Origin of the sequence: Edaphocola aurantiacus, assembly GCF_019797745.1 — a bacterium.
Taxonomy (GTDB): Bacteria; Bacteroidota; Bacteroidia; order Chitinophagales; family Chitinophagaceae; genus Edaphocola; species Edaphocola aurantiacus.
This window is the reverse complement of the sequence record NZ_VOSI01000001.1, coordinates 283,537-307,485: the sequence shown is the minus strand read 5'-3', so window position 1 is coordinate 307,485 and position 23,949 is coordinate 283,537. Positions and strand designations below refer to the sequence as shown.

Sequence of the window (23,949 nt, the reverse complement as noted above, 5' to 3'; positions counted from 1 at the left end):
ATGAGTCAGCCTTTATTCATATCTCTTATGGTCGCCAATACCTGCCTGGTATTACTGGTCATCCTTTACCATACCGTATACGGCCGCTATACTTTTTACCGGTTTAACCGCTGGCTCTTGTTTATCGGTCTGTGCTTATCTGTGAGCATACCATTTTTGCGCCTGCCCTTTTTTGAAAGACCGGCGATTGTGCTATATGTAACAGACCAAGATAGCACACCCCTTATACCGGATGCATTTGCTACACAACCCCTTAGTAGCCTGAGTTTGATTGCTGCAGGCTTGTCTGTACTTCTTTTTACAGGTATGGCCTGGGGCTGCGTTCGATTACTGATCCGGCTGTATGGTATCTACCGGATACATGCTTTGAGTACAGCCACCAGCCATAGGGGTATTGTATTCCGCGAGGTGTCGCTGCCTGTTGCCCCATTTGCATTTATGGGCAATATCTACCTCAATCCGTCTACTTTAAATACAGAACAGCTGGACGCGGTATTGCTGCATGAGCAGGTACATATCCGTTGCGGGCATTCCATCGATATGCTGCTGACAGAGCTGGTGCAGATCATTTTCTGGTATAACCCCTGGATGCCATTATTGAGACAAGCGGTAACACAAAACCTGGAGTACCTTACAGACGAGGTAATGATTACAACCGTAATGGACAGAACACAATACCAGTATAGCCTGTTACATACCGCTACCCATAACCGGTATATACATTTAACCAATGCCTTTCTTTTTACTAATCTGAAAAACAGACTCAATATGATGAATAAAAATCAAACCCAATCCGGTTTTAAACTTTCTTATCTGCTGGCTTTGCCCTTGCTTGGGGCTACAGCCCTGATCAGTTCTGCAGGCTTTGCCCAACAGCAGAAAATTGTGATTAAACAAACGCAGCAAGCAGCACCGGAACAACAAGCCGATCATTCCGGTAAAATTATAAAACCGGAAAATACGGTTACCGTAAAAGCCGGTACAGATGGTAAAGTACAGGTGACCAAGCATATGCTTTTAGAAACTGGTGCCGCACAGAAGCATGCCCAGCCGGAAACGGTAAACATTGCGATCAAAGCGTCAGATGTAGCTATGGAGCAGGGTGGGGCAAAGGTAACTGCACAGCAGATCACCGTAATGCCGGGAACATCCGGAAAAGAAGTGCAGGTTACCGTAACCAATGACCAGCAAAAGGAAGTAAAGGCGTTGATCATTATTGATGATGTCATCAAAGAAAATGCAGCATTGTCTGATATTGATCCTACAACAATCGTATCTGTTCAGGTATTGAAAGATGCGGCATCTGTGGAGCAATACGGAGACAAAGCCCGTAACGGAGTGATTAAGATCGTGACGAAGAACGCGAAGTAATTTCTGGTTAGATATGCCTAAACAATAAGCATCCGCTCATAGCGGATGCTTATTGTTTTAAATCATGTATTGTTGCGGCAGGCTGGGAATAATACCGGCCTCAAATGCTCTTTTGAATAATGTTTCTATTGCAGCAGCACCTTCGGTGTCTAAAGAGGTGGTGTACTGGTTTACGTACAGGTTGATATGTTTGCGCATAACCTCTTCTTCCATCTCCTGTGCATTGTCCTGTACAAACGCAGAGAGTTCGGGATAGCGCTCCCAGCTTTTGGCCACGCTGTCTGAAATCATTTGCTGTACTTCTTGCTTAACGGTTTCCGGCAGATCTTTTTTTATGATGATCCCGCCCAGAGGGATAGCAGCGCCTGTTGTCTGCTCCCACCATTCGCCGCAATCCATCAGCTTCTCCAGTCCGCGGTCGGCATAGGTAAAGCGACTTTCATGAATAATGAGGCCTGCATCATAAGTGCCGTTCAGCACTTCAGCTTCGATATTGCTGAAGAGTACTTCTGTTTTGTTCTTTGCTTCGGGAAAGGCCAGGCTCAGTAAGAGATTGGCTGTAGTATACTTACCGGGAATGGCAATTTTTGCCTGCTGCATAAATGCCTGCACATCGGTAATAGATGCGTATTTTTCTTTAGTAGTAATCAGTAAGGGGCCAACACCTCTGCCCAGTGCAGAACCACTATCCAGCAACTGGTATGTATCGGTCAGGTGCAGGAATGCACTGTAACTGATCTTGGTAATATCTAATTTACCTTCCAGCGCCCATTGATTCAGGGTCTCGACATCCTCCATCTCAAAATCAAATTGCAGATCAGATCCGGGATGGTCTTTATTGACCATATCATCAAATATAAACGTATCGTTGGGACAGGGGCTGAAGCCCAGGCTTAATCGCATACAACAGCATTTTTTTAGGTTTTCAAAAGTAATACATTATTACTTGCTATCTTTGTAAAGTATTCCTAAAAGAAATGAGTAAGAAAATTATTATAGCGATCGATGGCTTTTCTTCCTGCGGGAAAAGTACTATGGCAAAGGCTTTGGCGAAGAAATTGAATTATAATTTCATTGATACCGGTGCCATGTACAGGGCAATTACGCTATATTTTATCCGGAATAATGTGCATCTCGATAATGAGACCAGCGTGGCCACTGCTCTGGAAAATATTCACCTGCATTTTGAGTTCAATCCACTTACGGAGAAGTCTGATATTGTGCTGAATGATGAGCATGTAGAACAATATATCCGTGAGATGACTATTGCTCAGAAAGTAAGCGAAGTGGCTGCCATAAAAGCGGTGCGGGTATTTGCCGTAAAGCAGCAGCAGCAGATGGGTAAGAAGAAAGGAATCGTAATGGATGGCCGTGATATCGGTACCGTAGTATTCCCGCATGCAGAGTTAAAAATCTTTATGACTGCCGATATTGCCGTAAGGGTTAAGAGACGCTTTATGGAGATGGAAGGGCAGGGACAGCACATCAATCTGGAAGATGTTATGCATAACCTGCAGATGCGTGATTATATAGACAGCAACCGTGAAGAAAGTCCTTTGCGCCAGGCAGAAGATGCCCGTGTACTGGATAACAGTGATATGACCCAGGAAGAGCAGCTGAAACTGGCTATGAAGTGGGTCGAAGAAACGCTGGCTAATGTCTATTCTGACCAGAAGTAGTTCGACAACTTTATATAAACTGATTACCCGCTTACAGGAAACAAAGATTTACCTTTTCCCTCGAATTACTTTTTATGGCTACCTTTTGCCTTGATGCAAAAGGCACCGCCCAAAAATCAAGGCTGTATAAATCCCTGGCTAAAAATCAAGGTGTCAGCCGGTCGCAAACCAGACTCACTGCGTTCAGACAGTGGTTTACGACTTGATCGACCGAGCCAATGATTTTATGAACGCCGGATTTATAAGGCCTTTCGAGCGATCTGTACAGTACGGATCGCTTACTTGTTTTTATCACAGCGATAGCCATTTTGGAGTGGAGCTGCGATCGTTGAGCTCCTAACGCGTTACACGTTAAGCTCAAACGATCAATGCACGCAACGGTACAAAATGGTGGTGCCTAGCAATCGCCTTGATGAAAACAGGCATTTTTGGTCCTTTTGTTGCCGGACAAAAGGACGAATAAGATAGTTGACTACATGCAGATAGTCAGTTTATATAAAAAAAGGTAATGGCAGGAAGAACGCTTCCTGCCATTACCTTTTTTATGATGCATAGGAATACAAAAAACGATGCCCTCCATATGGAGGGCATCGTGCATTCAGAGGAGATAACAGCGTCTTATTTGATCACTTCAAATTTGCGCATTACCATACCTTTATCAGTTTCTGCTTTCAGGATATACATACCCGCCGGCAGCTGACTGAGGTTTATTTTTTCTGTAACTGTTTTCTGCGTTTTCAGATCGATTACTTTCTGACCCACTACATTGTGTACACTAATGTTGCGGAAGTAGATGTTGTCGCCAACCAGTTCCAGTTTCAATTGATCCTGCGCCGGGTTAGGGTACAGTCTCATGTCGATATTATTTTTCACTACGGTTGCAGTACCTACTGTAAAGTCTACTCTGATCAACAGGGTTACTGAAGTATCAGTACAGCCGTTAGATACATCCATAGTCACCAGGTAATCTCCTGCCGCAGCGTAAGTATGTACCGGGCTGTCCAGAGCGCTGGTTGCACCATCACCGAAGTTCCAGGCATAGGTATAATTCGCTGCCGGGTTGATCGGTTCAAAACGCACTTTACCCATAGCCTCATTAAACAATGGTTCGAAGTTGAACCCATCATTTACAGGTTGTGGCATAACTGTAATGGCGATAGCATCGGTACCGGTACAGTTGCTGGTATTGGTTACACTCACAGAATAGTTACCTGCCTGGTTTACACTGATTGTCTGGCTGGTTGCTCCGGTGTTCCACAGATAAGCGGCACCAGGGTTAGCAGCATTCAGGATCAATGGTTGTACATGACAGATCATAGTATCATTACCCAGGTTTACCACAGGTACAACTTTGTGTGCGATATTGATTGTATCAGAAGTAGAACAGTTGAAGCTGTTGGTTACTTTAACACGGTACTGACCAGCTGCAGCTGCAACTAAAGTACTGTTGGTACTGTTGTCGTTCCAGAGGTAAGCAGCGCCAGGGTTACCAGCATTTAAAGTCAATGGTACGTTAGCACATACCGCAGTATCATTACCCAGATTTACTACTGGTTTAGCATTTACAGTCACGTTAGCCGCAACAGATGTATCGCTACAGCCAGAAGTATTTGTTACCACAACTTTATAGCCACCTGTTTGATTTACGGCAAGTGTATTGCCTGTTTGGCCCGGTACCAGTGCATTGTTTTTCAGCCAGCTGTAGTTACCACTTCCGGTAGCTGTTAATGTCTGGGTTGCACCATCACAAATATTGATTGTTCCGGTAGGACTCAGACCAGCAGTTGGTTTTGGATTTACCGTAGCAGTTACCTGGGTACGAGTAGATACGCAGGAAATGGTTTGTCCGCTGAAGGTAAATTTAGGTCTGATTGAATAAGTCGTCAGGTTAGTGGTTAAATCTGTACAAGTTGCCGCACCGGCAGATGAAGTGCTTTTGTGTACGTGGATGGTAGATACATAAGCTGTATTATCCACATCAGCACTGCTGCTCATCGTAGCACTGCTTCCGCTGTTACCGTGACAAATCTCGATAACTACATTGGAAGTACCATCCCAGTTGAACGGAGTGGTAAAGTTCATTGTATTTACCCCAACAACAGGTGTTTGCGTTGTTGCAGTATATACAGTCGTAAATGTTGGCGCTACAAAAGCAGACATATTTGTTGCAGAAGTATGAGCCATTTTAATAGAGAAATCCTGCATAGCCAGTGTTCCGCTATTGATCTTGATCGCTAGGCTGGTAATATTACCAGGTAACAGACCCGCAGCCTGTAATTCCGTAGCTGGGATCAGGTATTGGTTATGGGTGTTGGACCAAAGACTGTAGAACGGATTCGGATAAGTAGTACTTGTAGTAGCACCGGCACCTACAGTAGCAGGGCCAGGGCCAGCCATTTCTGAAGCTACGAAATAGTTAGTTGTAGCTGCCAGAGATGGAGTAGTAAAGCTTGTGCCGGTAGCTAATGCTGTTCCGCCGGTAGCTGCACTATACCATTTGATCTGACCATTAGCATTAGCTGTTGCACCCAGTGTTAAGGTACCAGGACCACAACGGGTTGCTGGGGCAGTTGTTAAGATCTGAGGATTGTTTACAATAACAGTATCTTTTACAGAATTGAAACATACTCCACCATCACTGTTTTTTACAGTTACTCTATAGTAACTGGTAGTGGTGATGGTCGGTGTTGTATAGCTTGCGCCGGTACCACCTGTTGTAATATCTGTAAAGGTTACATTGTCTGTAGAGTTCTGCCACTGATAGCCCATACCAGTCTGCGTAATTGCAGGAGAAATGGTAACTGTTGATGTACCAGACTGACAAATTAAATCAGGTGCTGCAACAGCAGTCACACTTGCAGGCAAGGTTTGGATCTTAATGGTATCCAGATTGGCACACTGTGAAGTTGTATTTAATGCATTAGCAGTAATCGTAGTGATACCGGCAGTGTTGCTCTTATAGTATACAGTGCTGGCATTGGTACCTGCAGTATAAGGAGTAGTCGCTGCTGCATTGGTATACAGGTTTGCAATCGGTGTCCAGGTTACATTATTAAAGTTAGCAGCCGGAGAGTTAACGGTAAGGGTAGTAATACCGTTATTACAAGCTGTTTTGTCATTGGTAATGTCGAATGCCGGAGCAGGAGTAACCGTAGCGGTAACTTGTTGTCTCGGGCTTTCACACAGATTCTGATAGAAGAAAGTTGTGTTCAGACGCTTAGTGCTGGTCGTAGCTGTTGTGCTGCTGTTATATGAATAACCAAGCATTGCGCTGGATGTAGTCGTATAATACGTCTGTGCATTGTTGATATTATCAATACCGTCATGCGTAACCTCTACAACTACATTAGAAGCACCATCCCATACAAATGGAGTAGCGAAAGTGATGTTATTATTACCTACAGCATGGGTGTAGTTTAACGGACCATATACAGTATTCAGGCCAGTAGTGATGTAGGTCGAGAAGGTACTCTGGGTAGTGGTACCCATTTTGATGGTATAGTTTGCATTGGAAGCAGCATCGCCTAAAGTGGTGATGTTAAATCCGATACCAGTGATATTACCTCCGGTGATGCCTAAGGCATTCAGTTCTGCAGCGGTAAAGATCATCTGCATTCTGTAGTTCACCCTGCGGTTACAGAAAGCAGTCAGCTCTTCTGTAGCAGTAGTCAGGTCTGTGCCTGTACCAACCTGTGCACTTCCAGCTGTTGATCCTGATGCTCTTGCAGATACCCAGTAATTGGTAGTTGCAGCAAGGGACGGAGTGGTAAAGGAGTTACCTGTTGCTAAAGCAGCACCACCGGTAGCTGCCGCATACCATGCTGCACTCGCATTCGCATTAGTTGTAGCACTAAGAGTTACCGGACCTACACCGCAACGGGTAGCAGGAGAGGTCGTCAGTATTTGTGGATTATTAACCAGAACTGTATCAGATACAGAATTGAAACATGTTGTGTTATCGCTGTTTTTGATTACTGCACGATAATATTGAGTAGCGGTGATGCTCGGTGTTGTATAGGTTGCACCGGTACCATTTGTAGCAATATTGGCGAATGTACTGTTATCTGCAGAATTCTGCCATTGGTACAGTACACCAGTTTGCGTAATAGCCGGGCTCAGTGCAATAACGCTGCTGCCGGAATTACATAAAACACCAGTTGCTGCAATGGCTGTAGCTGCTGCTGGTAATGTTTGAATTTTTGCAGTATCTACCGCACCACATAATGTTGAGGTGTTATTTGCAGTAGCTATATAAGTAACTAAACCAGCAGTAGCTGATTTTTGGTATACAGTATAAGCATGTGTACCGGCAGTATAGGCTACTGTAGCTGCAGCATCTGTAAACAGATTGGTTACCGGGCTCCAGGTTACATTATTATAGCTGGCCTGAGATGAAGTTAACGTTAAAGTAGTAATAGCGTTATTACATACAGTTTTGTCATTGGTTACATCAAATACAGGTGCTGTATTTACAGTTGCGGTAACGGCAGCGCGTGGAGACGCACATACAACCTGGCCACCAAAATAGAAACGAGGTCTTACGCTGTAAGTAGTCAGACCTGTTGTCAGATCTGCGCAGGCTGCATTACCAGCTGTAGCAGCAGACTTGTTTACGTGAATTGTAGATACATAAGTAGTATTATCAGCTTCTGCACTGCTGGAGATGGTAGCAGTACTACCACTGTTTCCATGACAGAATTCGATTACCACATTAGACGTTCCATCCCAGTTAAACGGTGTGGTGAACGTTAACGTGTTGATACCTACTACCGGTGTTAATGTGGTCGCAGTATACACGTTTGTAAAGGTAGGAGCAACAAATGCAGACATATTTGTCGCAGTAGTATGCGCCATCTTTACAGAAACTTCCTGCAGAGCGGTTGTGCCACTGATAATTTTGATGCCAAGGCTGGTAATATTACCGGCAGTCAGACCGGCAGCCTGCAATTCTGCAGCAGTGATCAGGTATTGGTTATGGGTATTAGACCAGTTACTGTAAAAAGGGTTCGGATAAGTGGTACTTGTTGTAGCACCGCTACCCACAATAGAAGTACCTGCAGAGGTCACTTCTGAACTGGCGTAGAAATTGGTTGTAGCAGCAATAGAAGGAGTCGTAAATGGAGATCCTGTACCAATCGATGCGCCACCCGTTGGGGCAGTATACCATCTGATGGTTCCCCCGCTGTTTGCTGTAGCAGTAAGGTTTACTGTACCGGCACCACAACGTGTAGCTCCGGTAGCAGATAATATATTGTTGATGAAATTAAGCTGAACCGGTGTCGAGAACAAGCTGTCCGTGCCGGAAGCACAAGATATTTTACAACGGTAATAATTCGCAACCGCAGCAGTAGTTAAAGTATTGGAGGTAGCCCCGGAAATATTGCTGTAAGTAGTACCATTGTTGGAAGATTGCCAGTTATATACAATACCAGGGCCATTTTGTGCAGCAGATAATGCAAATGTAACCGTTGCTCCCATACACAGGTTACTGTTCGGAGTGGCTGTTGTTGTTGTGGCTATCAGAGTTGCACAGGCAGCCTTTCCATCAAATTCATCTGCGCCGATATCCGGTGCAGTACCGTATCCGTAAGTTGATGCACCAGGTCTTGTTTGTCCGTCGATATCGTTACTGATACCAGTTGTCGCCACAGTAGCTCCACCTGACTCCAGGAAAGTATTTGCTCCTGCAGTGAGGTGCAAATCTGTTGCAGATACAAATGGAGGCAGTTCATTTTTAGCCAGAGCATCTTTGGATGTAGCCGTTTGCCAGGCAACAAGGTTTGGTATAGTAGCTCCATAATAACCAAGGTTACCGGAAGTCGTATTGATGTAATAGTTATTATTATTTACAGTACCGGCAGAAATATTAGCTGTTGCCGTATTGTAAATACACACAGAATACTGGCTGGCAACATTATTCACTAAAATATTATTAAGCATTTTAGCAACTGTAGCACCACTGCTGTTCAGGAAGATACATCCGCCGATAACAGTAGAAACTTGTTGTGCAATAGTATTGTGTATAATGTTGATATTGGTAGCATCCCCGCTTACATATATACCCCATCCGCCATATTGGTTACCGGTAGAACCTACGGTATAACCAGCGATGTCACGGATAAAGTTGTTTGCAATCATGATATTAGCATTGCTCGTCGAAGATATAATACCAATACCATACATGCCCCAAACTCCTGAAGTAGGGTTAATACAGTCATGTATATTATTAGACAGGATTTGTATCCCGGCATTACTTGCACCAACTTCTATTGCCGACATACTAGCGTTTCCTGCAGTGTGACCGGTTCTTACATCATTGCCTCTGATGATTGCAGAGCTGCTGCCAGCTGTTGTTGCAGTATTGGATAAGGCAATGCCCTTAAACGCAACATAATCACTAGCTGTTGCACTACCGATAGTATTATTCAGGACTTGTAAACCAGTAAGGAGATATGTAGAAGATCCACCAATAGCATTGATACCATAATAACAACGGGTAATGGTATTATTCTGAATCAATGTATTGGTACTTGCATAAGCCCCTGTGGAAGCAGAACTGGTGGAAACACCGTTAGAGAACTGAATACCATAGTTTACAACAGTACTGGTCGCACTGTTACGTGAACCGGTAATAATACAGTTCTTAATGGTATTGTTATCTGCGCCATCTGTACCTGTAGTAGAGTTGGACGACAGACGAATACATGCAATACCTGCGGTAGCAGAGGTTACAGAAACGATGCTCAGGTTCTGTGTACCTGCAGTTAACGGATCGTCACCATCGATGGTTACATTATCCGCACCCGCCAGTTCAATAATACCCCTGTTGGTTACAGGAGCTGCATTGGAGTTAATGATTGCATTACCGCTTGGCTTTATGGTAATGGAGGTATAAGACGATGTTGTACCATCGCTTTTTAACAGGGGTACCGGGGTAGCCGGTTCTGTAGTGTTGCCGGTAACAGTAATGTTGATTACCCCTTTGTGGGTTCCTGCATTAATTGCCGTAAAGGCATCGTTAACGGTAGTATACGTTCCTGTTGCTGTACCAACGGTAGCGCTTACACTTACCTGTGCCAGGGCCTGATGTTGGAATAGACCTAACAGACCTACCAAGGCGAATTGTCTTATGCGCCGTGATAGCTTACTGTTTGGTTTTTTGAGATGTGTTTGTAAATGTGCCTTCATACATTCATTACTTTAAGTTGTGTAGAACTAATGTTTCATACTTCAAAATTAGTATTATTTTGTGAAATAATTATATATCTTTAACTTATATATTATATGTGATATAAACACTATATATAGGCAATAGCCTTTGTGGATATATATTACAGCAAAAAGGGGCGATGTATGTAACATCGCCCCTTTTATAATATTTGTGTAAAATTTTTACTACAGGTGAATTGCTTCGCCTAAAGCTACTTCGATAGCATCTTTCACTGCTTCGCTCATCGTAGGGTGAGGGAAGATAGTGTCTAATTGCTCATGGTAGGTAGTCTCCAGTTTGCGTGCAGTTACCGTTTCCGCAATGATCTCAGTTACATTAGCACCGATCATATGACAACCTAACCACTCACCGTATTTAGCATCAATAACTACTTTTACGAAACCTTCTGTTGCACCGGCAGCGCTAGCTTTACCGGAAGCAGAGAATGGGAATTTACCCACTTTAACTTCGTAACCAGCTTCTTTAGCTGCCTTCTCCGTCATACCTACAGAAGCGATCTCAGGGCTGCAGTAAGTACAACCTGGTACATTACCGTAGTCTAATACCGCAGGTACGTGTGCAAACTTACCTTCTTTATGTGCGATAGTTTCGATACAGATTACCGCTTCTTTCATCGCAACGTGTGCCAGAGCCTGACCAGGAACGATGTCACCGATAGCATAGATACCGTCTACATTTGTTTTGTAGTAAGGGTCAACAGTTACGCGACCTTTATCAGTAGCAATGTTCAGGCTTTCCAGACCGATGTTCTCGATGTTAGTGCTTACACCTGCAGCAGATAATAAAATCTCTGCTTCCAGGGTGATCTCTCCGGTAGCTGTTTTCACAGTAGCTTTTACGCCTTCGCCGCTGATATCAGCTTTCTCTACAGAAGATGAAGTCATAACTTCGATACCTTTTTTCTTGAAAGATTTCTCCAGTTCTTTAGAGATATCCGCATCTTCAACAGGTACGATTCTGTCCATGAATTCAACGATCGTTACTTTAGTACCTAAAGCACTATAGAAGTAAGCAAACTCTACTCCGATGGCACCAGAACCTACAACGATCATAGATTTAGGTTGTGTAGGCAGTGTTAAGGCCTCTCTGTAACCAATGATTTTTTTACCATCGATAGGCAGGGCAGGTAACTCGCGGCTGCGTGCACCTGTAGCCAGTACGATATGTTTTGCAGTATGTTTGGTTACGCTACCATCAGCAGCAGTAACTTCCAGTTCTTTATTTGCATTCAGTTTACCAAAACCATTGATAACCTCAATTTTATTCTTTTTCATCAGGAACTGAATACCCTTGCTCATCTTATCTGCAACACCACGGCTACGTTTAATGATGGCTTCGAAGTCATGCTTAGCACCTTCTACAGACACACCGTAGTCTTGTGCGTGGCTGATGTATTCAAACACCTGTGCTGATTTCAGTAACGCTTTAGTAGGGATACAACCCCAGTTTAAGCAGATACCACCCAGGTTCTCACGTTCAACGATTGCTGTTTTAAAACCTAATTGTGCAGCACGAATGGCGGCTACATAACCCCCAGGACCGCTACCTACTACGATTACATCGTATGCCATAGTAATAAAATTGTTTTTGGTATATTAAATAATGTACTTTCTCGAAATTGATCGCACAAAAGTAATTAATTCAGGGTAAACCAACAATAATTTTGCATGAAGCCTTTTGCAGCCTAGCATAAAAGGATTAGGTTTGCAGGAACGATATCCGATACATGAAAACAATAGATCCCGGACAGATGAAAGAGCGTCGTTACTGGCGCAGCTGGTACCTGGCCCTTATCCTGTGGCTGGCCATACTGATCTTATTGTTCACCCTTTTTACCCGAATGTACAAATGAGTTATATAGACTGGATCATTATGATCGGCAGCCTTATGGCCATTATTATATATGGACTGTACCAGAGTAGGGGAGCAGGCCGCGAATCTTATATCATGGCCGGAAGGCAAATGCCCTGGTACACTGTACTGCTGGGTATTATGGCCACACAAGCCAGTGCTATTACCTTTCTCTCCGGTCCGGGACAGGCCTATACCGATGGTATGCGTTTTGTGCAGTACTACTTCGGTCTGCCGCTGGCCATGATCGTAATCTCGGCCGTTTTTGTTCCTATATTCCGAAGGCTGAATGTGAATACCGCTTACGAATATCTGGAGCAACGCTTCGGTCGCAATACACGTTTGCTTACCGGTATGTTATTCCTGTTTTCCCGGGGCGTATCAACCGGCATCAGTGTATACGCACCCTCCATTATCCTATCCTCCATATTAGATATGAATATCTACCTGACCAATGTACTGGTAGGCGGATTGTTGATCATCTATACCTATACCGGCGGGGCCAAGGCTATTGCGCAGACACAGAAAATACAATTCATCATCATCATCAGTTCTATGGCCTTTGCAGGCTACCTGCTGGTACAGGCTATGCCCAAAGGCGTTGGGTTTGGTGATGCCTTATATCTTGCAGGAAAGGCTGGCAAACTTAATGTCATCACGACCGACTTTTCTATAAAAGATAAATACAATATCTGGAGCGGAATTATCGGAGGCTTTTTCCTGGCCTTGTCTTATTTCGGAACCGATCAGAGCCAGGTGGGGCGTTATATATCTGCTAAGGATATGCGGGACAGCCGGCTGGGTTTGCTGATGAACGGGATGGTAAAGATCCCGATGCAATTCCTCATCTTGCTGTTGGGCGCTTTATTGTTTGCATTTTATTCGATACAGAAAGCACCCATCTCATTTAATGAGAAGGCTGTAGCCCTTACCCAGAAAGCAGCACCGGCAGACTATGCCGATCTGGCGATACAGTATAATATGCTTACTGAGCAGCAAGCCCTGCGGGCCACTACTGCAGTGGCTTTGCGCAATACCCCTAATCCTAATGCCATAAGTCATAACCTGAATTTGTTGCAACAAACGCAGAAAGAGATTGAACAAAGCCGTGCCCGTTTCCGGGATATGGTGGATAAAAACCAGGTTGCGGCGGAGGCTAATGATACCAATTATATCTTCCTCCACTTTGTACGCAACTATCTGCCGGTAGGGATGATAGGACTGTTGTTCGCCGTAGTATTCCTGGCTAGTTGGGGCTCCATATCAGCTGCCCTGCATGCGCTGTCCTCCAGTACGCTGTTAGATGTTCATCTATTATTATCTCATAAGAAAATGACCGACAAGCAGGAGCTGCGCTGGGCAAGGCTATACACCTTACTCTGGGGTATATTCAGTATCCTGGTAGCCATGTTTGCAACCCGTATGGGTTCTTTGATCGAGGCGGTAAATGAACTGGGCAGCCTGTTCTATGGCGTGATACTGGGTATATTCCTGGTTGCCTTCTTCCTCAAATCTGTCTCAGGAAGAGCGGTATTCCTGGCGGCGGTTATTTCGGAAGTCCTTATCTTTATTATTTATAAATTAAACGTTGTAGGCTTTTTGTGGTTTAATGTAATAGGATCCCTGTTGGTAATCCTGATCGCCCTGATGATACAGGCCGGTTTGAAAAAGAATCTCAAAACTGCATAGCATATATTAATTATGGTAAAATCTGCCCTGCTCCTCACAGCACTGTCTTCTCTGGCCCTGGCCTGTAACGGACAGTCGACTGCTAAACATAAGAATACCGGCAACGAGCCGATGATCATAAAAAAGCGTACACCCGAAGATATCGGTAGTCGCTACTACGCTGCTAATGCCGCCATAGACAAGCGGGTAGAGGAGCTGTATGCAGCCATGACCCCACAGCAACGTGCCGCGCAAATGATTATGGTAGCCTCCAGCGAAACGCTGGGTTATCCTTATGCAACTACCGTAAAGACCAGTGTCCAGGCACAGAATGCAGCTAACGTTTTGTTTCTGAAAGGTACACGTGACCAATTCATTAAGCAGCATGATGAGCTGGTTGGTTATGAAATAGAAGGGCTGGTACCCCTGTTTGCCTGTGACTGTGAACCTACTTTACTGCACAATAAATTTCCCGGACAACCTAAGATGGATGCCACGGCCAATCTGAAAACAGAAGATGCCGTACGTGCTTCAGTAGATACGATCAATCACCTGATGGATGAAATCGGTATCAGCATCAACTTTGCGCCGATTGTAGATATCGCTAAGAATGCTGCAATCATCAACAAGCGCTCTTTTGGTAATGACCCGGCCTTAATCATGAAACAGGCAGGCGTTTTTATCGATGAGACCCAGAAAGACGGGAAAGCCGCTACCATTAAGCATTTTCCCGGGCATGGTGCCGTTACCGGAGATACCCATAAGCAATCGGTATTTATCAATGGCAAGATGACCGAGCTGGCTACTTTTGAAAAAGTAATGAACCAGTCTAAACCGGTATTTGTTATGGTAGGACATATTTCCGTGCGCAATAATCCGGAAGGTTTTAATACCGAAAATGATCGTCCCGCTACTACTTCACGTAAAATTGTAACCGAATTGCTGCGGGATAAAATGGACTTTAAAGGCATTATCACTACCGATGCCATGAATATGCAGGCCTCCAAAAACTTTCCGGATGCAGACTGGGAAGCGGCCAAAGCAGGCGTGGACCTGGTTTTGATGCCGGCAGATCCCGCCAAACTCAACAGACTCATTGCAGCAGAGATTACCAAAGGCTCTGCATTGGGCAAGCAGTTTGAGGCTTCCGTAAAACGTATGATTAAATTAAAGCTATTACAGTAATTACTGTTTTAAACTATACCTGACCTAAAAAGATATTGTGATGGCCGTACCATTCTCCTGTGCGTATACCGAAAAGGTGTACGGAAACTTTAAGTGGATCGATATTAAAGACCCTCAGAAAGAGGATCTGGATGGTATTGCCAAAATGTACGGACTGGATTATTATCAGGTAAAAGATAGCCTGGAAGCAGGTCACCTTCCGAAGTATGAAAAGGGAGATGACTATCACTTCCTCATTCTGCGTGCCTATACCCATGCCTTTCATTACAAGAGCAATTCGATTACAGATATCACCAATAAGGTCGCTTTCTTTTACAATCCGCAAATGGTGATCACCATTCACCGTGCCGATTTTGACTTCCTGACCAATGTCAAACCCCAGCAATTTGCCCAGTCTGAGTTATTGATTATATACCTCATTCATAAAATCCTGCGTACCTACGATAAGCCCAGCCTGGTGCTATCGGAACGTAATGAACACCTGGAGCGCACGATTTTCCTGCGTACGCGGGCCAAAGTATCACTCGAAGAATTATATTTTCAGAAAGCACATACCCGCATTATCAAGAAGCTGCTGCTCATTACACAGAATGTGATGCACCAGGTCGAGATGCCCAAGGCAGTGAAAGTGCCTATGCAGGATGTACGCGATACCGTACTCAACCTCGTACTGAATTTTGAAGAGGAATGGGAGAATGCGAATAACCTGCTCAACTCTTACCTGAACCTAGATGCGCAGAAGACCAATGGGGTGATGAAACTGCTTACCGTATTCTCCGCCTTCTTTCTCCCGCTTACTTTTATCGCGGGTATATACGGCATGAACTTCGACTTTATGCCCGAGCTCAAGACCCGCTATGGTTACTTTGCTGTACTCGGTCTTATGGCTGTTATTTGTGTGGTGATCTTTATCTGGTTCAAACGGAAGCGGATTTTTTAAGGATTAAGTGTTCATATAATTTTACATACCCTTCGAGCCTCGAAGGGTAGCGCTTCTTATTATATCAACTGCAGCGGAGATGCATCTTTTTCTCAAGGCTGTTTTATATTTCCCGGCTATAAATATATAGTGCTTTAATGCCTGTAATTAATTTAAACTGACTATCCGCATTTAGGTAACTATTTTATTCGTCCTTTTGTCCGGCAACAAAAGGACCAAAAATGCCTTTGTTTTCATCAAGGCGATTGCAAAGCACCACCATTTTGTACCATTGCGTGCATTGATCGCCTGAGCTTAACGTATGATGCGTTCGATGCTCAACGATCGCAGCTCCACTCCAAAATGACTATCGCTGTGATGAAAACAATAAGCGATCCGTACAGAACAGATCGCTCGAACGGCCTTATAAATCCGGCGTTAATAAAATCATTGGCTCGGTCGATCAAGTCGGAAACCACTGTCTGAGCGCAGCGAGTCTGGTTTGCGACCCGGCCGACACATTGATTTTTAGCCAGGGATTTATACAGCCTTGATTTTTTGGCGCTACCTTTTGCATCAAGGCAAAAGGTAGCAATAGAGATATAAGCTACTTAAATCATAATGCTAGACTTTGTTTCCTTTAAGCGGATACTCAGTTAATTTAATTATATCCTTTCTTATTTTCTTACTTTTACTGTAGGCATAGTTAAATCACCTTTTGATGAGATTAATATTTTTATTTTTTATTTTTTTTGGGGTGGTATTGCATTCCAATGCACAAAATGTACAGCTGGAATGGGCGAAAAGTCTTGGCGGAAATGGTGATGAAGAGGGACGGGATATAGCTGTAGATGCTAACGGAAATGTATATACCACCGGTTCTTTTGAATATACTGCCGATTTCGATCCGGGACCTGGCGTTTATAATCTTGTCAAAACTACCTGGGGAGCAGCAATGTATATCTCAAAGCTAAATGCCAATGGGGAGTTTCAATGGGCTAAAGCCATATATGGTACCGTAGTAGAAATTGGCTATTCAATTACTGTAGATGCAACAGGTAATTTATATATTACGGGTTGTTATAATGGAACGGTTGATTTTGACCCCGGACCAGGTGTTTTTAACCTTTCAGGAATGGGAAGCATTTTTGTACTTAAATTGGATTCATCTGGTAATTTCATTTGGGCCAAAGGCTTAATGGGATCTGGTTCTGGTACAGGTAATACAATCCTGACAGATGCAAGTGGGAACTGTTATATTCGCTTTCTTTATGAAGGAACTATCGATGCGGATCCCGGTGCCGGGACTTATAATCTTACCGGTAATAATGGTCAGAGTATTTTTATCTGCAAACTTGATAATTCTGGAAACTTTCTATGGGCAGGTAAACTTGGAGGGCTCGGACACTATATTGGCAATTCTATAGCTTTGGATGCTTCGGGAAATTTATATGCAACTGGATTCTTTTCAGGCACAGAAGATTTTGACCCAGGACCAGGTGTTTATAACATGACAGCAGTACAGCCATATGATTTATATGTTTCTAAATTTGATCCGGCTGGTAATTTTATCTGGGCTAGAAAAACAGAAGGCATTAACCTGCAATCAGGTGGGTCAGTTGGTGAATGTATCACAATTGATGTTAATGGTAATATTATCATTGGTGGTACATATAGCGGTACGGTTGACTTTGATCCCGGCCCCGGTACTGCCATTCATACCTCACAGAGCACGTACGGAGGAGATTGTATGGTTATGAAACTTGATCCCTTAGGTAACTTTCTATGGGTTAAGGTAATGGGAGGGGAAAATATAGATAATTTGCTTTCAATTACTACAGATGCAGCTGGTAATATATATTCTGCAGGCTATTATGCTTACATCGCAGACTTCGATCCGGGGCCGGCTGTACTTAACCTGGTCTCCGCTGGGCAAACTGATGTTTTTGTTCAGAAACTGAATCCGTTAGGTGGGCTTATCTGGGTCAAATCAATGGGAGGCCCAGGATATGACTGGGCAAATGGTCTTGAGCGGGACAATCAGGGCAATATATATTTGACGGGTTTCTATAACAATACGGCTGATTTTGATCCTGGTAGTGGTGTTTATACGCTAACGTCGAATGGAGGCAAAGATGCATTTGTGCATAAAATGACCGTTAATTGTGCTACGGCAGGAGATCCACCGCTTCTTAGTAATGATTCTGCCAGCATTGTATGTCCGGCAACAAAAACGAATCTGAGCAATCTTGTGATAAGTACTGCTGCCCCTGGGATCAGCCTTAAGTGGTATACCAATAATACCCATTCCGGTACACCTTATGCCACTCCGGCTGCTGCAGCTTCAGGCACTTATTTTGCATTTTATTACGATCCGGTAAATGATTGTTACAGTCCTTCTTCTGTAATGGTAACGGTTACGAGCACACCGATGATTGTACCTGCATTTGATACTATTTTACCTTTATGTGGAGGTGCGCCTAGTCCTTTGCCGGCAATTTCAGTCAATGGAATAAACGGGACATGGGTGCCCTCCTGGAACAGTAATAATACAACTACTTACACTTTTATTCCTGCTGCTGGTCAATGTGCTTTGAGTAAAACTAAAATGGTGACGATCAAACCAGTTACCTATGGTACAGTACAGGCATCTGTCTGCGAGGGTAGCAGCTACCAGTTTAACGGGCAGCAGTACACTGCTTCAAATAATACAGCCAAAGACACCCTGATCAATGCCGCGGGTTGTGATAGCATCATTACCCTCAACCTTACCGTTGTTCCAGTCAATCCGCTTACAGTAAATGAACAGCTGGAAGGCTGTGGGAGCCTGCGTTATAAAGGACAGAATTATTATGCTGATACAGTTGTGAGCGATACGCTTTTATCCCGCCTGGGCTGTGATAGTGTATATAACATTGCTACTATTAAAGTATATCCTCAAAATCCTACTATAATCAGCATTGATACCTTTGCGTGTAAGCGCCTTACGCTGAATGGCGTAGTGTATACCAAAAGTGTTTATGTACAGGATACAATACGTACAGTACATGGTTGTGACAGTATCATTCGCCATATCAATATCGATATTGTAAACTTCGATCTGGATGCTGTTGCAACAGTAACCAACCCTTACGAAGATGAGTTTGTGTATATCAATACCAGCAGCACCGGACAATCTTATGAGATCTCAAAATGGCAGCCCACTGTCTTGTTTGCAGACCAGACGGCATATAGCAACAATTTTAAAGCCCTTGCGCCAGGTATGGTGAATGTTTTGGTTGCAGCTGTAGGCAGACATAATTGTGCTGATTCTGTTACGATCCCGATACAGGTAAGACCTTATGATCCGAAAATCATACTGCCCAATGCTTTTACGCCAAACGGTGATGGTCGTAATGATGTATTCATGCCACAGTTAAGTATTGATCGTGCGTATACCTTCCTGGAATTTAATGTATATAACCGCTGGGGGCAGATATTGTACAGTACATCCAATGTGAATGCGGGCTGGGATGGCAGTAGTAAAGGAGTATTGCAGCAGCAGGGTGTATATTATTATACGATTAAGGTAAGACTACTCAATAACGATGTTCGATCATTCTCCGGTGAACTGACTTTACTGAAATAATACAAAACATCAAAGGGGCGCGTTGATCAACGCGCCCCTTTAGTATAATAGCAGTTCATTTATCTTATGGCATATTGCCATACACCAGATACCTCCAGTATTTCCAGTCCCGGCTGTTGCTCGCCGTAACCGAATATACATATATGCGGAGTGTTGCATTTATGGCAATCGGTACCGAAGTATAGGGTAGGCAGGTCGCGCACGGTCAATGCACCGACATGCAGCATGCTCTGATGGGTATGTTGCAGGGCCTTATGTTCCAGCAGTTCCTCTTGCTTCAATTTGGGCATAGTGCCGTCGTAAAGACTTAAGATCGGAAAACCGCTTTCGTAAGGCGTAATCAGCAAGGGATTGGCTTCTCCGCATTGGGTACAGTGAAACTGCGTCCAGGCAGATGGCCTTGTTTCTTCATTGCGGAATTCCTTTTTATCCACTGCAGCTGCTTTCAGCAGGCGTATTGTATGGTCTATTCTGTACATAACTTATGGAATTATGGTTCCTGCAATATTAGGATATTTCCCGCTGGGAGATTGCTTTATGATTACTTTTATATATCCTTCCTTAGCCAGCTGGTTCCATGTTTTAGGATAACCACTGGCCGGGTCTACCGGTATCTTCCACATGGTTTGTTTGCCATTGCCCGCCTGTCCGAACCAGGGAATGATATCTGCGATCTGTCCTTTAAACGGCAGGTCTTTCAGCACTTCAATCTCATAATAGAAATCGTAGGTATGCTCTGCCTGGTTCAGTGCTCTTTGGGTAAATGTATAGCTCTGTCCGTTGAGTAGCGGACTGGTAAAGCTGCCACCCAGATTAGGCGTGCCCTCTCCGGTATAATTACCTACTGCAGCACTGTAACGGTCAAATTTCATCCCAGCTTTAAGTGGTACATCATCTATGATGTTGTAGCCACCATTAGCCGGAGGCCAGCCACCATTCCAGCTGTTGGATTTAAAAAGCGCTTCCAGCTCGTTCCACTTTTGCTGGTTGTACAGGTCAAAAGCCGTCTGGCGTTGTTCAGAGCTCAGTGCACCGTTACGGTCAAAGGTGGCGGCAAACTCATCGGCATTCTTAAAGAATGGAGCCACGACCGGTTTTTCAATATCCGTAAGATTAATGGCTGAGCCTACTGTAGCAGCAATAGCGAGGGCTGTGTTGTGTCGGGCCTGGCTGCCATAAAAGGAGAGCAGGCAGAGGAGGGTGCAGAGCATCCCCCTCATAGAGTGTTGTAGTTTGTTCATAAAGGATGAGTGTTAATTAACAGTGATGTGAAAATAATAGCTGAAGATGATTAAAGGAAGGACCTGTACATTATATTTTAGTCATTTCGGGATAAATTGACCGATCTTATCATAGATCAATATTCAGTTTACATTAGGACTTTACCTTTGGATTCATTAACTTAACAATCTAACAGACAGAAAATTATGGATATATTACACATACACAATGAGAGTAAAGGCAGTTTCAGGGCAGTAGCAGAAGATGGTCGCCAGGCGGGAGAGATGACCTATACTCATGCCGGACCAGGCAAGTTTATTATCGATCATACAGAGGTTGATCCTGGATTTAAAGGTCAGGGTGTAGGTAATAAAATGCTCATGGCTGCTGTAGAATATGCCCGCCAGGAGCACCTGAAGATCATGCCGCTTTGTCCGTTTGCAAAAAGTGTTTTTGATAAGACACCAGAAATAAAGGACGTACTTTTTTGATTTATAAAACAGATGCACAGATATGAAAAAGAAAATCACCGCTTTTGCCGGAAGCAGCAGCCGGCACTCGATCAATAAACAACTTACGGAATACGCCTTGCGCTTTTTTCCGGAATCAGCATATGAAATCAACCTGCTGGACCTGAACGATTTTGAAATGCCACTCTTTTCTGTAGATAAAGAAAAAGAGCAGGGCTACCCAGAGGAAGCCCACCGTTTTTTAAAAGAGATTGGTGATGCAGACCTGATCGTTTGTTCGTTGGCAGAGCACAACCGCAGTTACAGTGCCGCATTTAAAAATCTGTATGACTGGTGCAGCCGTATAGAGGTTAAACTATTTCAGCATAAACCTATGCTGCTGATGAGTACTTCTCCGGGCGGATACGGTGGTGGTAATGTAATGAATACCGCAAAAACATTCTTCCCGCAGTTCGCAGCATATGTACTGGAGACCTTTTCCCTGCCTAAGTTTCATGAGAATTTCAAAGAAGGCAAGATTACCGATGAGGAAATGAATGCCCGATTTGAAGAAACAATCAAACGTTTCCAGCAACAGGTAGAAGAGGGGAGTTATAAGGAAGAGGGAAAGTGATCTTTTTTCGAACGGATCGCTTTAAAAGGCCTTATAAATCCGGCGTTAATAAAATCATTGGCTCGGTCGATAAAGTCGGAAACCATTGTCTGAGCGCAGCGAGTCTGCGTTTGCGACCGACCGACACATTGATTTTTAGCCAGGGATTTATACAGCCTTGATTTTTTGGCGGTACCTTTTGCATCAAGGCAAAAGGTAGCAAAAGAAATGAGGTACAAATGAGTAAGTAGATAGCAATTATACTTTGTTCCCTAAAGGTCGATATACATTTAGCTATAAAAGATAAGGGCTTTGCAAAATGCAAAGCCCTTATCTTTTATATATTCAGTAACTGCGCTTAAGCATTTACCTTGTGTAATTCTTCTCTTTGTGCCGCTACACGATCATCGCTGATGTACTCATCAAAGGTCATGTCTTTATCCAGCATGCCATTCGGAGAAATCTCAATGATACGATCTGCAACAGTTTGGGTCAGCTCATGGTCACGGGAAGTGAAGATAACCGTACCTCTGAAGTCATTCATACCATTGTTCAATGCAGTGATAGACTCCAGGTCTAAGTGGTTGGTAGGTTCATCAAACATCAGCAGATTACCTTTATGCATCATCATACGACTCAGCATACAACGTACTTTTTCTCCTCCGGACAGTACATTACATTTCTTCTGTGTTTCTTCACCACTGAACAGCATGCGTCCCAGGAAGCCACGGATAAATGTTTCGTCCTTCTCTTCTGAGTATTGACGTAACCAGTCTACCAGGTTCAGGTCAACACCTTCAAAATACGGAGTATTGTCACCAGGCAGGTAAGCAGGAGTAATCGTTACACCCCATTTGAATTCGCCTTCGAAATCAGTATCTTCTCCGCTCAGGATTTTGTAGAATGCAGTTGTTGCCAGAGAGTTTTCTGATAATACAGACAGTTTCTGACCACGTTTCATATCGAAGCTCACATCTTTGAACAGTACTTCACCATTCAATGTTTTGCTCAGACCTTTTACTTCCAGGATCTGATCACCGGCTTCACGCACCTGGTTGTTGAACAGGATAGCTGGATATTTACGGGTAGATGCCGTCATATCTTCCAGTTTGATCTTGTCCAGGGCTTTCTTACGGCTGGTTGCTTGTTTAGATTTAGAGGCATTGGCCGAGAAACGGGCAATGAACTCTTTCAGTTCAGCAATCTTATCTTCCGCTTTCTTATTCTGATCAGTACGTTGTTTTAACAATAACTGGCTTGATTCATACCAGAACGAGTAGTTACCGGTAAAGATAGTGATCTTGCCGAAGTCGATATCCGCAACGTGTGTACATACGGTATCCAGGAAGTGACGATCATGCGATACAACCAATACGATCTTGTCATAATCAGCAAGGAAGTTTTCCAGCCAGCCGATTGTTTGCAGATCCAAGTCATTCGTAGGCTCATCGAGCAGCAGGATGTCAGGGTTACCGAACAGGGCTTGTGCTAATAATACCCTTACTTTTTCATTACCATCCAGGTCCTGAACATTAGCATAGTGCTTGCTTTCGCTTACACCCAGGTTGCTTAACAGGGTAGCGGCATCACTTTCCGCATTCCAGCCGTCCATTTCCGCAAAAATACCTTCCAGTTCGCCGGCACGGAGACCATCTTCTTCTGTAAAGTCTTCTTTAGCATAGATGGCATCCTTTTCCTTCATCACACTGTACAGTTCTGTATTACCCATAATTACGGTTTCCAGTACCTGCGTTTCATTATATTTGTGGTGATCCTGCTTCAGTACGCTCATACGCATACCTTTAGAGATATCTACCTTTCCTCCTGTTGGGTCTATTTCTCCGGACAAAATTTTTATGAACGTAGATTTGCCCGCTCCGTTTGCACCAATGATACCATAGCAGTTTCCTTCCGTAAACTTAAGGTTTACATCTTCGAATAGCACACGTTTCCCATAACGAAGGGAGAGGTTATTTACATTAATCATTTTGTTTGTGAAAATTTTGAGGTCGCAAAGGTACGACTATAATCGACCATTATAAAATTTATATATACTCTTAACAATTATTCCATAATTCTATAAGAGCATGCTTATAAATAATTGCTTTATGGATCAATTTGATAGTATTACACT

Annotated in this window: 15 protein-coding genes; 9 read left to right on the top strand and 6 right to left on the bottom strand. The window is 43.7% G+C overall.

Features of this window, described 5'->3' with window-relative positions; all coding sequences use genetic code 11:
* The gene (locus tag FTD44_RS01255; RefSeq protein ID WP_222164805.1) at positions 1-1,371 is read left to right on the top strand and encodes a M56 family metallopeptidase; all 1,371 of its coding nucleotides are present in this window, start codon (positions 1-3) and stop codon (positions 1,369-1,371) included.
* A 57-nt stretch (positions 1,372-1,428) separates the two neighbouring features.
* On the opposite strand, the gene FTD44_RS01250 is transcribed toward FTD44_RS01255, so the two are convergent.
* Positions 1,429-2,274 (bottom strand): 1,4-dihydroxy-6-naphthoate synthase, encoded by an 846-nt coding sequence (locus tag FTD44_RS01250; RefSeq protein ID WP_129021047.1) that lies wholly within the window; start codon positions 2,272-2,274, stop codon positions 1,429-1,431.
* Positions 2,275-2,348: 74 nt separating this feature from the next.
* Between FTD44_RS01250 and cmk the strand changes: the two genes are divergently transcribed.
* Positions 2,349-3,050 carry a (d)CMP kinase gene (gene cmk / locus FTD44_RS01245; protein ID WP_222164804.1) on the top strand — a complete coding sequence of 234 codons (702 nt, stop codon included), beginning with the start codon at positions 2,349-2,351 and terminating at the stop codon, positions 3,048-3,050.
* A 618-nt stretch (positions 3,051-3,668) separates the two neighbouring features.
* Here cmk and FTD44_RS01240 read toward each other — a convergent pair.
* Together FTD44_RS01240 and lpdA are read right to left on the bottom strand one after the other, a co-directional pair.
* On the bottom strand, positions 3,669-10,238 hold the full coding sequence (locus tag FTD44_RS01240; protein WP_222164803.1) for an Ig-like domain-containing protein: 6,570 nt from the start codon (positions 10,236-10,238) through the stop codon (positions 3,669-3,671).
* A gap of 207 nt (positions 10,239-10,445) precedes the next feature.
* Positions 10,446-11,852, bottom strand: coding sequence for a dihydrolipoyl dehydrogenase (gene lpdA, locus FTD44_RS01235; protein ID WP_222164802.1), 1,407 nt, complete (start codon positions 11,850-11,852; stop codon positions 10,446-10,448).
* Between the two features lie 155 nt (positions 11,853-12,007).
* On the opposite strand from lpdA, the gene FTD44_RS16125 reads away from it, so the two are divergent.
* The 5 genes from FTD44_RS16125 to FTD44_RS01215 all read left to right on the top strand — a co-directional run bounded on the left by FTD44_RS16125 (position 12,008) and on the right by FTD44_RS01215 (position 19,532).
* A complete protein-coding gene (locus FTD44_RS16125) occupies positions 12,008-12,133 on the top strand; it encodes a hypothetical protein (RefSeq protein WP_262901653.1) in 126 nt (41 codons plus the stop codon).
* Complete coding sequence (locus FTD44_RS01230; RefSeq protein WP_222164801.1) at positions 12,130-13,821, top strand: sodium:solute symporter; 1,692 nt, start codon at positions 12,130-12,132, stop codon at positions 13,819-13,821. Before FTD44_RS16125 ends, FTD44_RS01230 begins: the two co-directional genes overlap by 4 nt.
* Positions 13,822-13,833: 12 nt before the next feature.
* Positions 13,834-14,985, top strand: coding sequence for a glycoside hydrolase family 3 N-terminal domain-containing protein (locus FTD44_RS01225; protein WP_222164800.1), 1,152 nt, complete (start codon positions 13,834-13,836; stop codon positions 14,983-14,985).
* A gap of 40 nt (positions 14,986-15,025) precedes the next feature.
* Complete coding sequence (locus FTD44_RS01220) at positions 15,026-15,925, top strand: CorA family divalent cation transporter (protein ID WP_222164799.1); 900 nt, start codon at positions 15,026-15,028, stop codon at positions 15,923-15,925.
* 700 nt (positions 15,926-16,625) lie between these two features.
* Complete coding sequence (locus tag FTD44_RS01215; protein ID WP_222164798.1) at positions 16,626-19,532, top strand: T9SS type B sorting domain-containing protein; 2,907 nt, start codon at positions 16,626-16,628, stop codon at positions 19,530-19,532.
* Positions 19,533-19,591: 59 nt separating this feature from the next.
* Here FTD44_RS01215 and FTD44_RS01210 read toward each other — a convergent pair whose 3' ends face one another.
* Together FTD44_RS01210 and FTD44_RS01205 are read right to left on the bottom strand one after the other, a co-directional pair.
* Positions 19,592-20,011 (bottom strand): hypothetical protein, encoded by a 420-nt coding sequence (locus FTD44_RS01210; RefSeq protein ID WP_222164797.1) that lies wholly within the window; start codon positions 20,009-20,011, stop codon positions 19,592-19,594.
* A 3-nt stretch (positions 20,012-20,014) separates the two neighbouring features.
* The gene (locus FTD44_RS01205; RefSeq protein WP_222164796.1) at positions 20,015-20,773 is read right to left on the bottom strand and encodes a glycohydrolase toxin TNT-related protein; all 759 of its coding nucleotides are present in this window, start codon (positions 20,771-20,773) and stop codon (positions 20,015-20,017) included.
* A 186-nt stretch (positions 20,774-20,959) separates the two neighbouring features.
* On the opposite strand from FTD44_RS01205, the gene FTD44_RS01200 reads away from it, so the two are divergent.
* Both FTD44_RS01200 and FTD44_RS01195 read left to right on the top strand, forming a co-directional pair.
* Entirely contained in the window at positions 20,960-21,244 is a 285-nt protein-coding gene (locus FTD44_RS01200) for a GNAT family N-acetyltransferase (protein WP_129021057.1), read from the top strand.
* 22 nt (positions 21,245-21,266) lie between these two features.
* Entirely contained in the window at positions 21,267-21,836 is a 570-nt protein-coding gene (locus FTD44_RS01195; protein ID WP_222164795.1) for an NADPH-dependent FMN reductase, read from the top strand.
* Between the two features lie 337 nt (positions 21,837-22,173).
* Here the strand turns inward: FTD44_RS01195 and FTD44_RS01190 are convergent, their stop codons facing one another.
* Positions 22,174-23,802 (bottom strand): ABC-F family ATP-binding cassette domain-containing protein, encoded by a 1,629-nt coding sequence (locus FTD44_RS01190; RefSeq protein ID WP_222164794.1) that lies wholly within the window; start codon positions 23,800-23,802, stop codon positions 22,174-22,176.
* Positions 23,803-23,949: the final 147 nt, after the last annotated feature.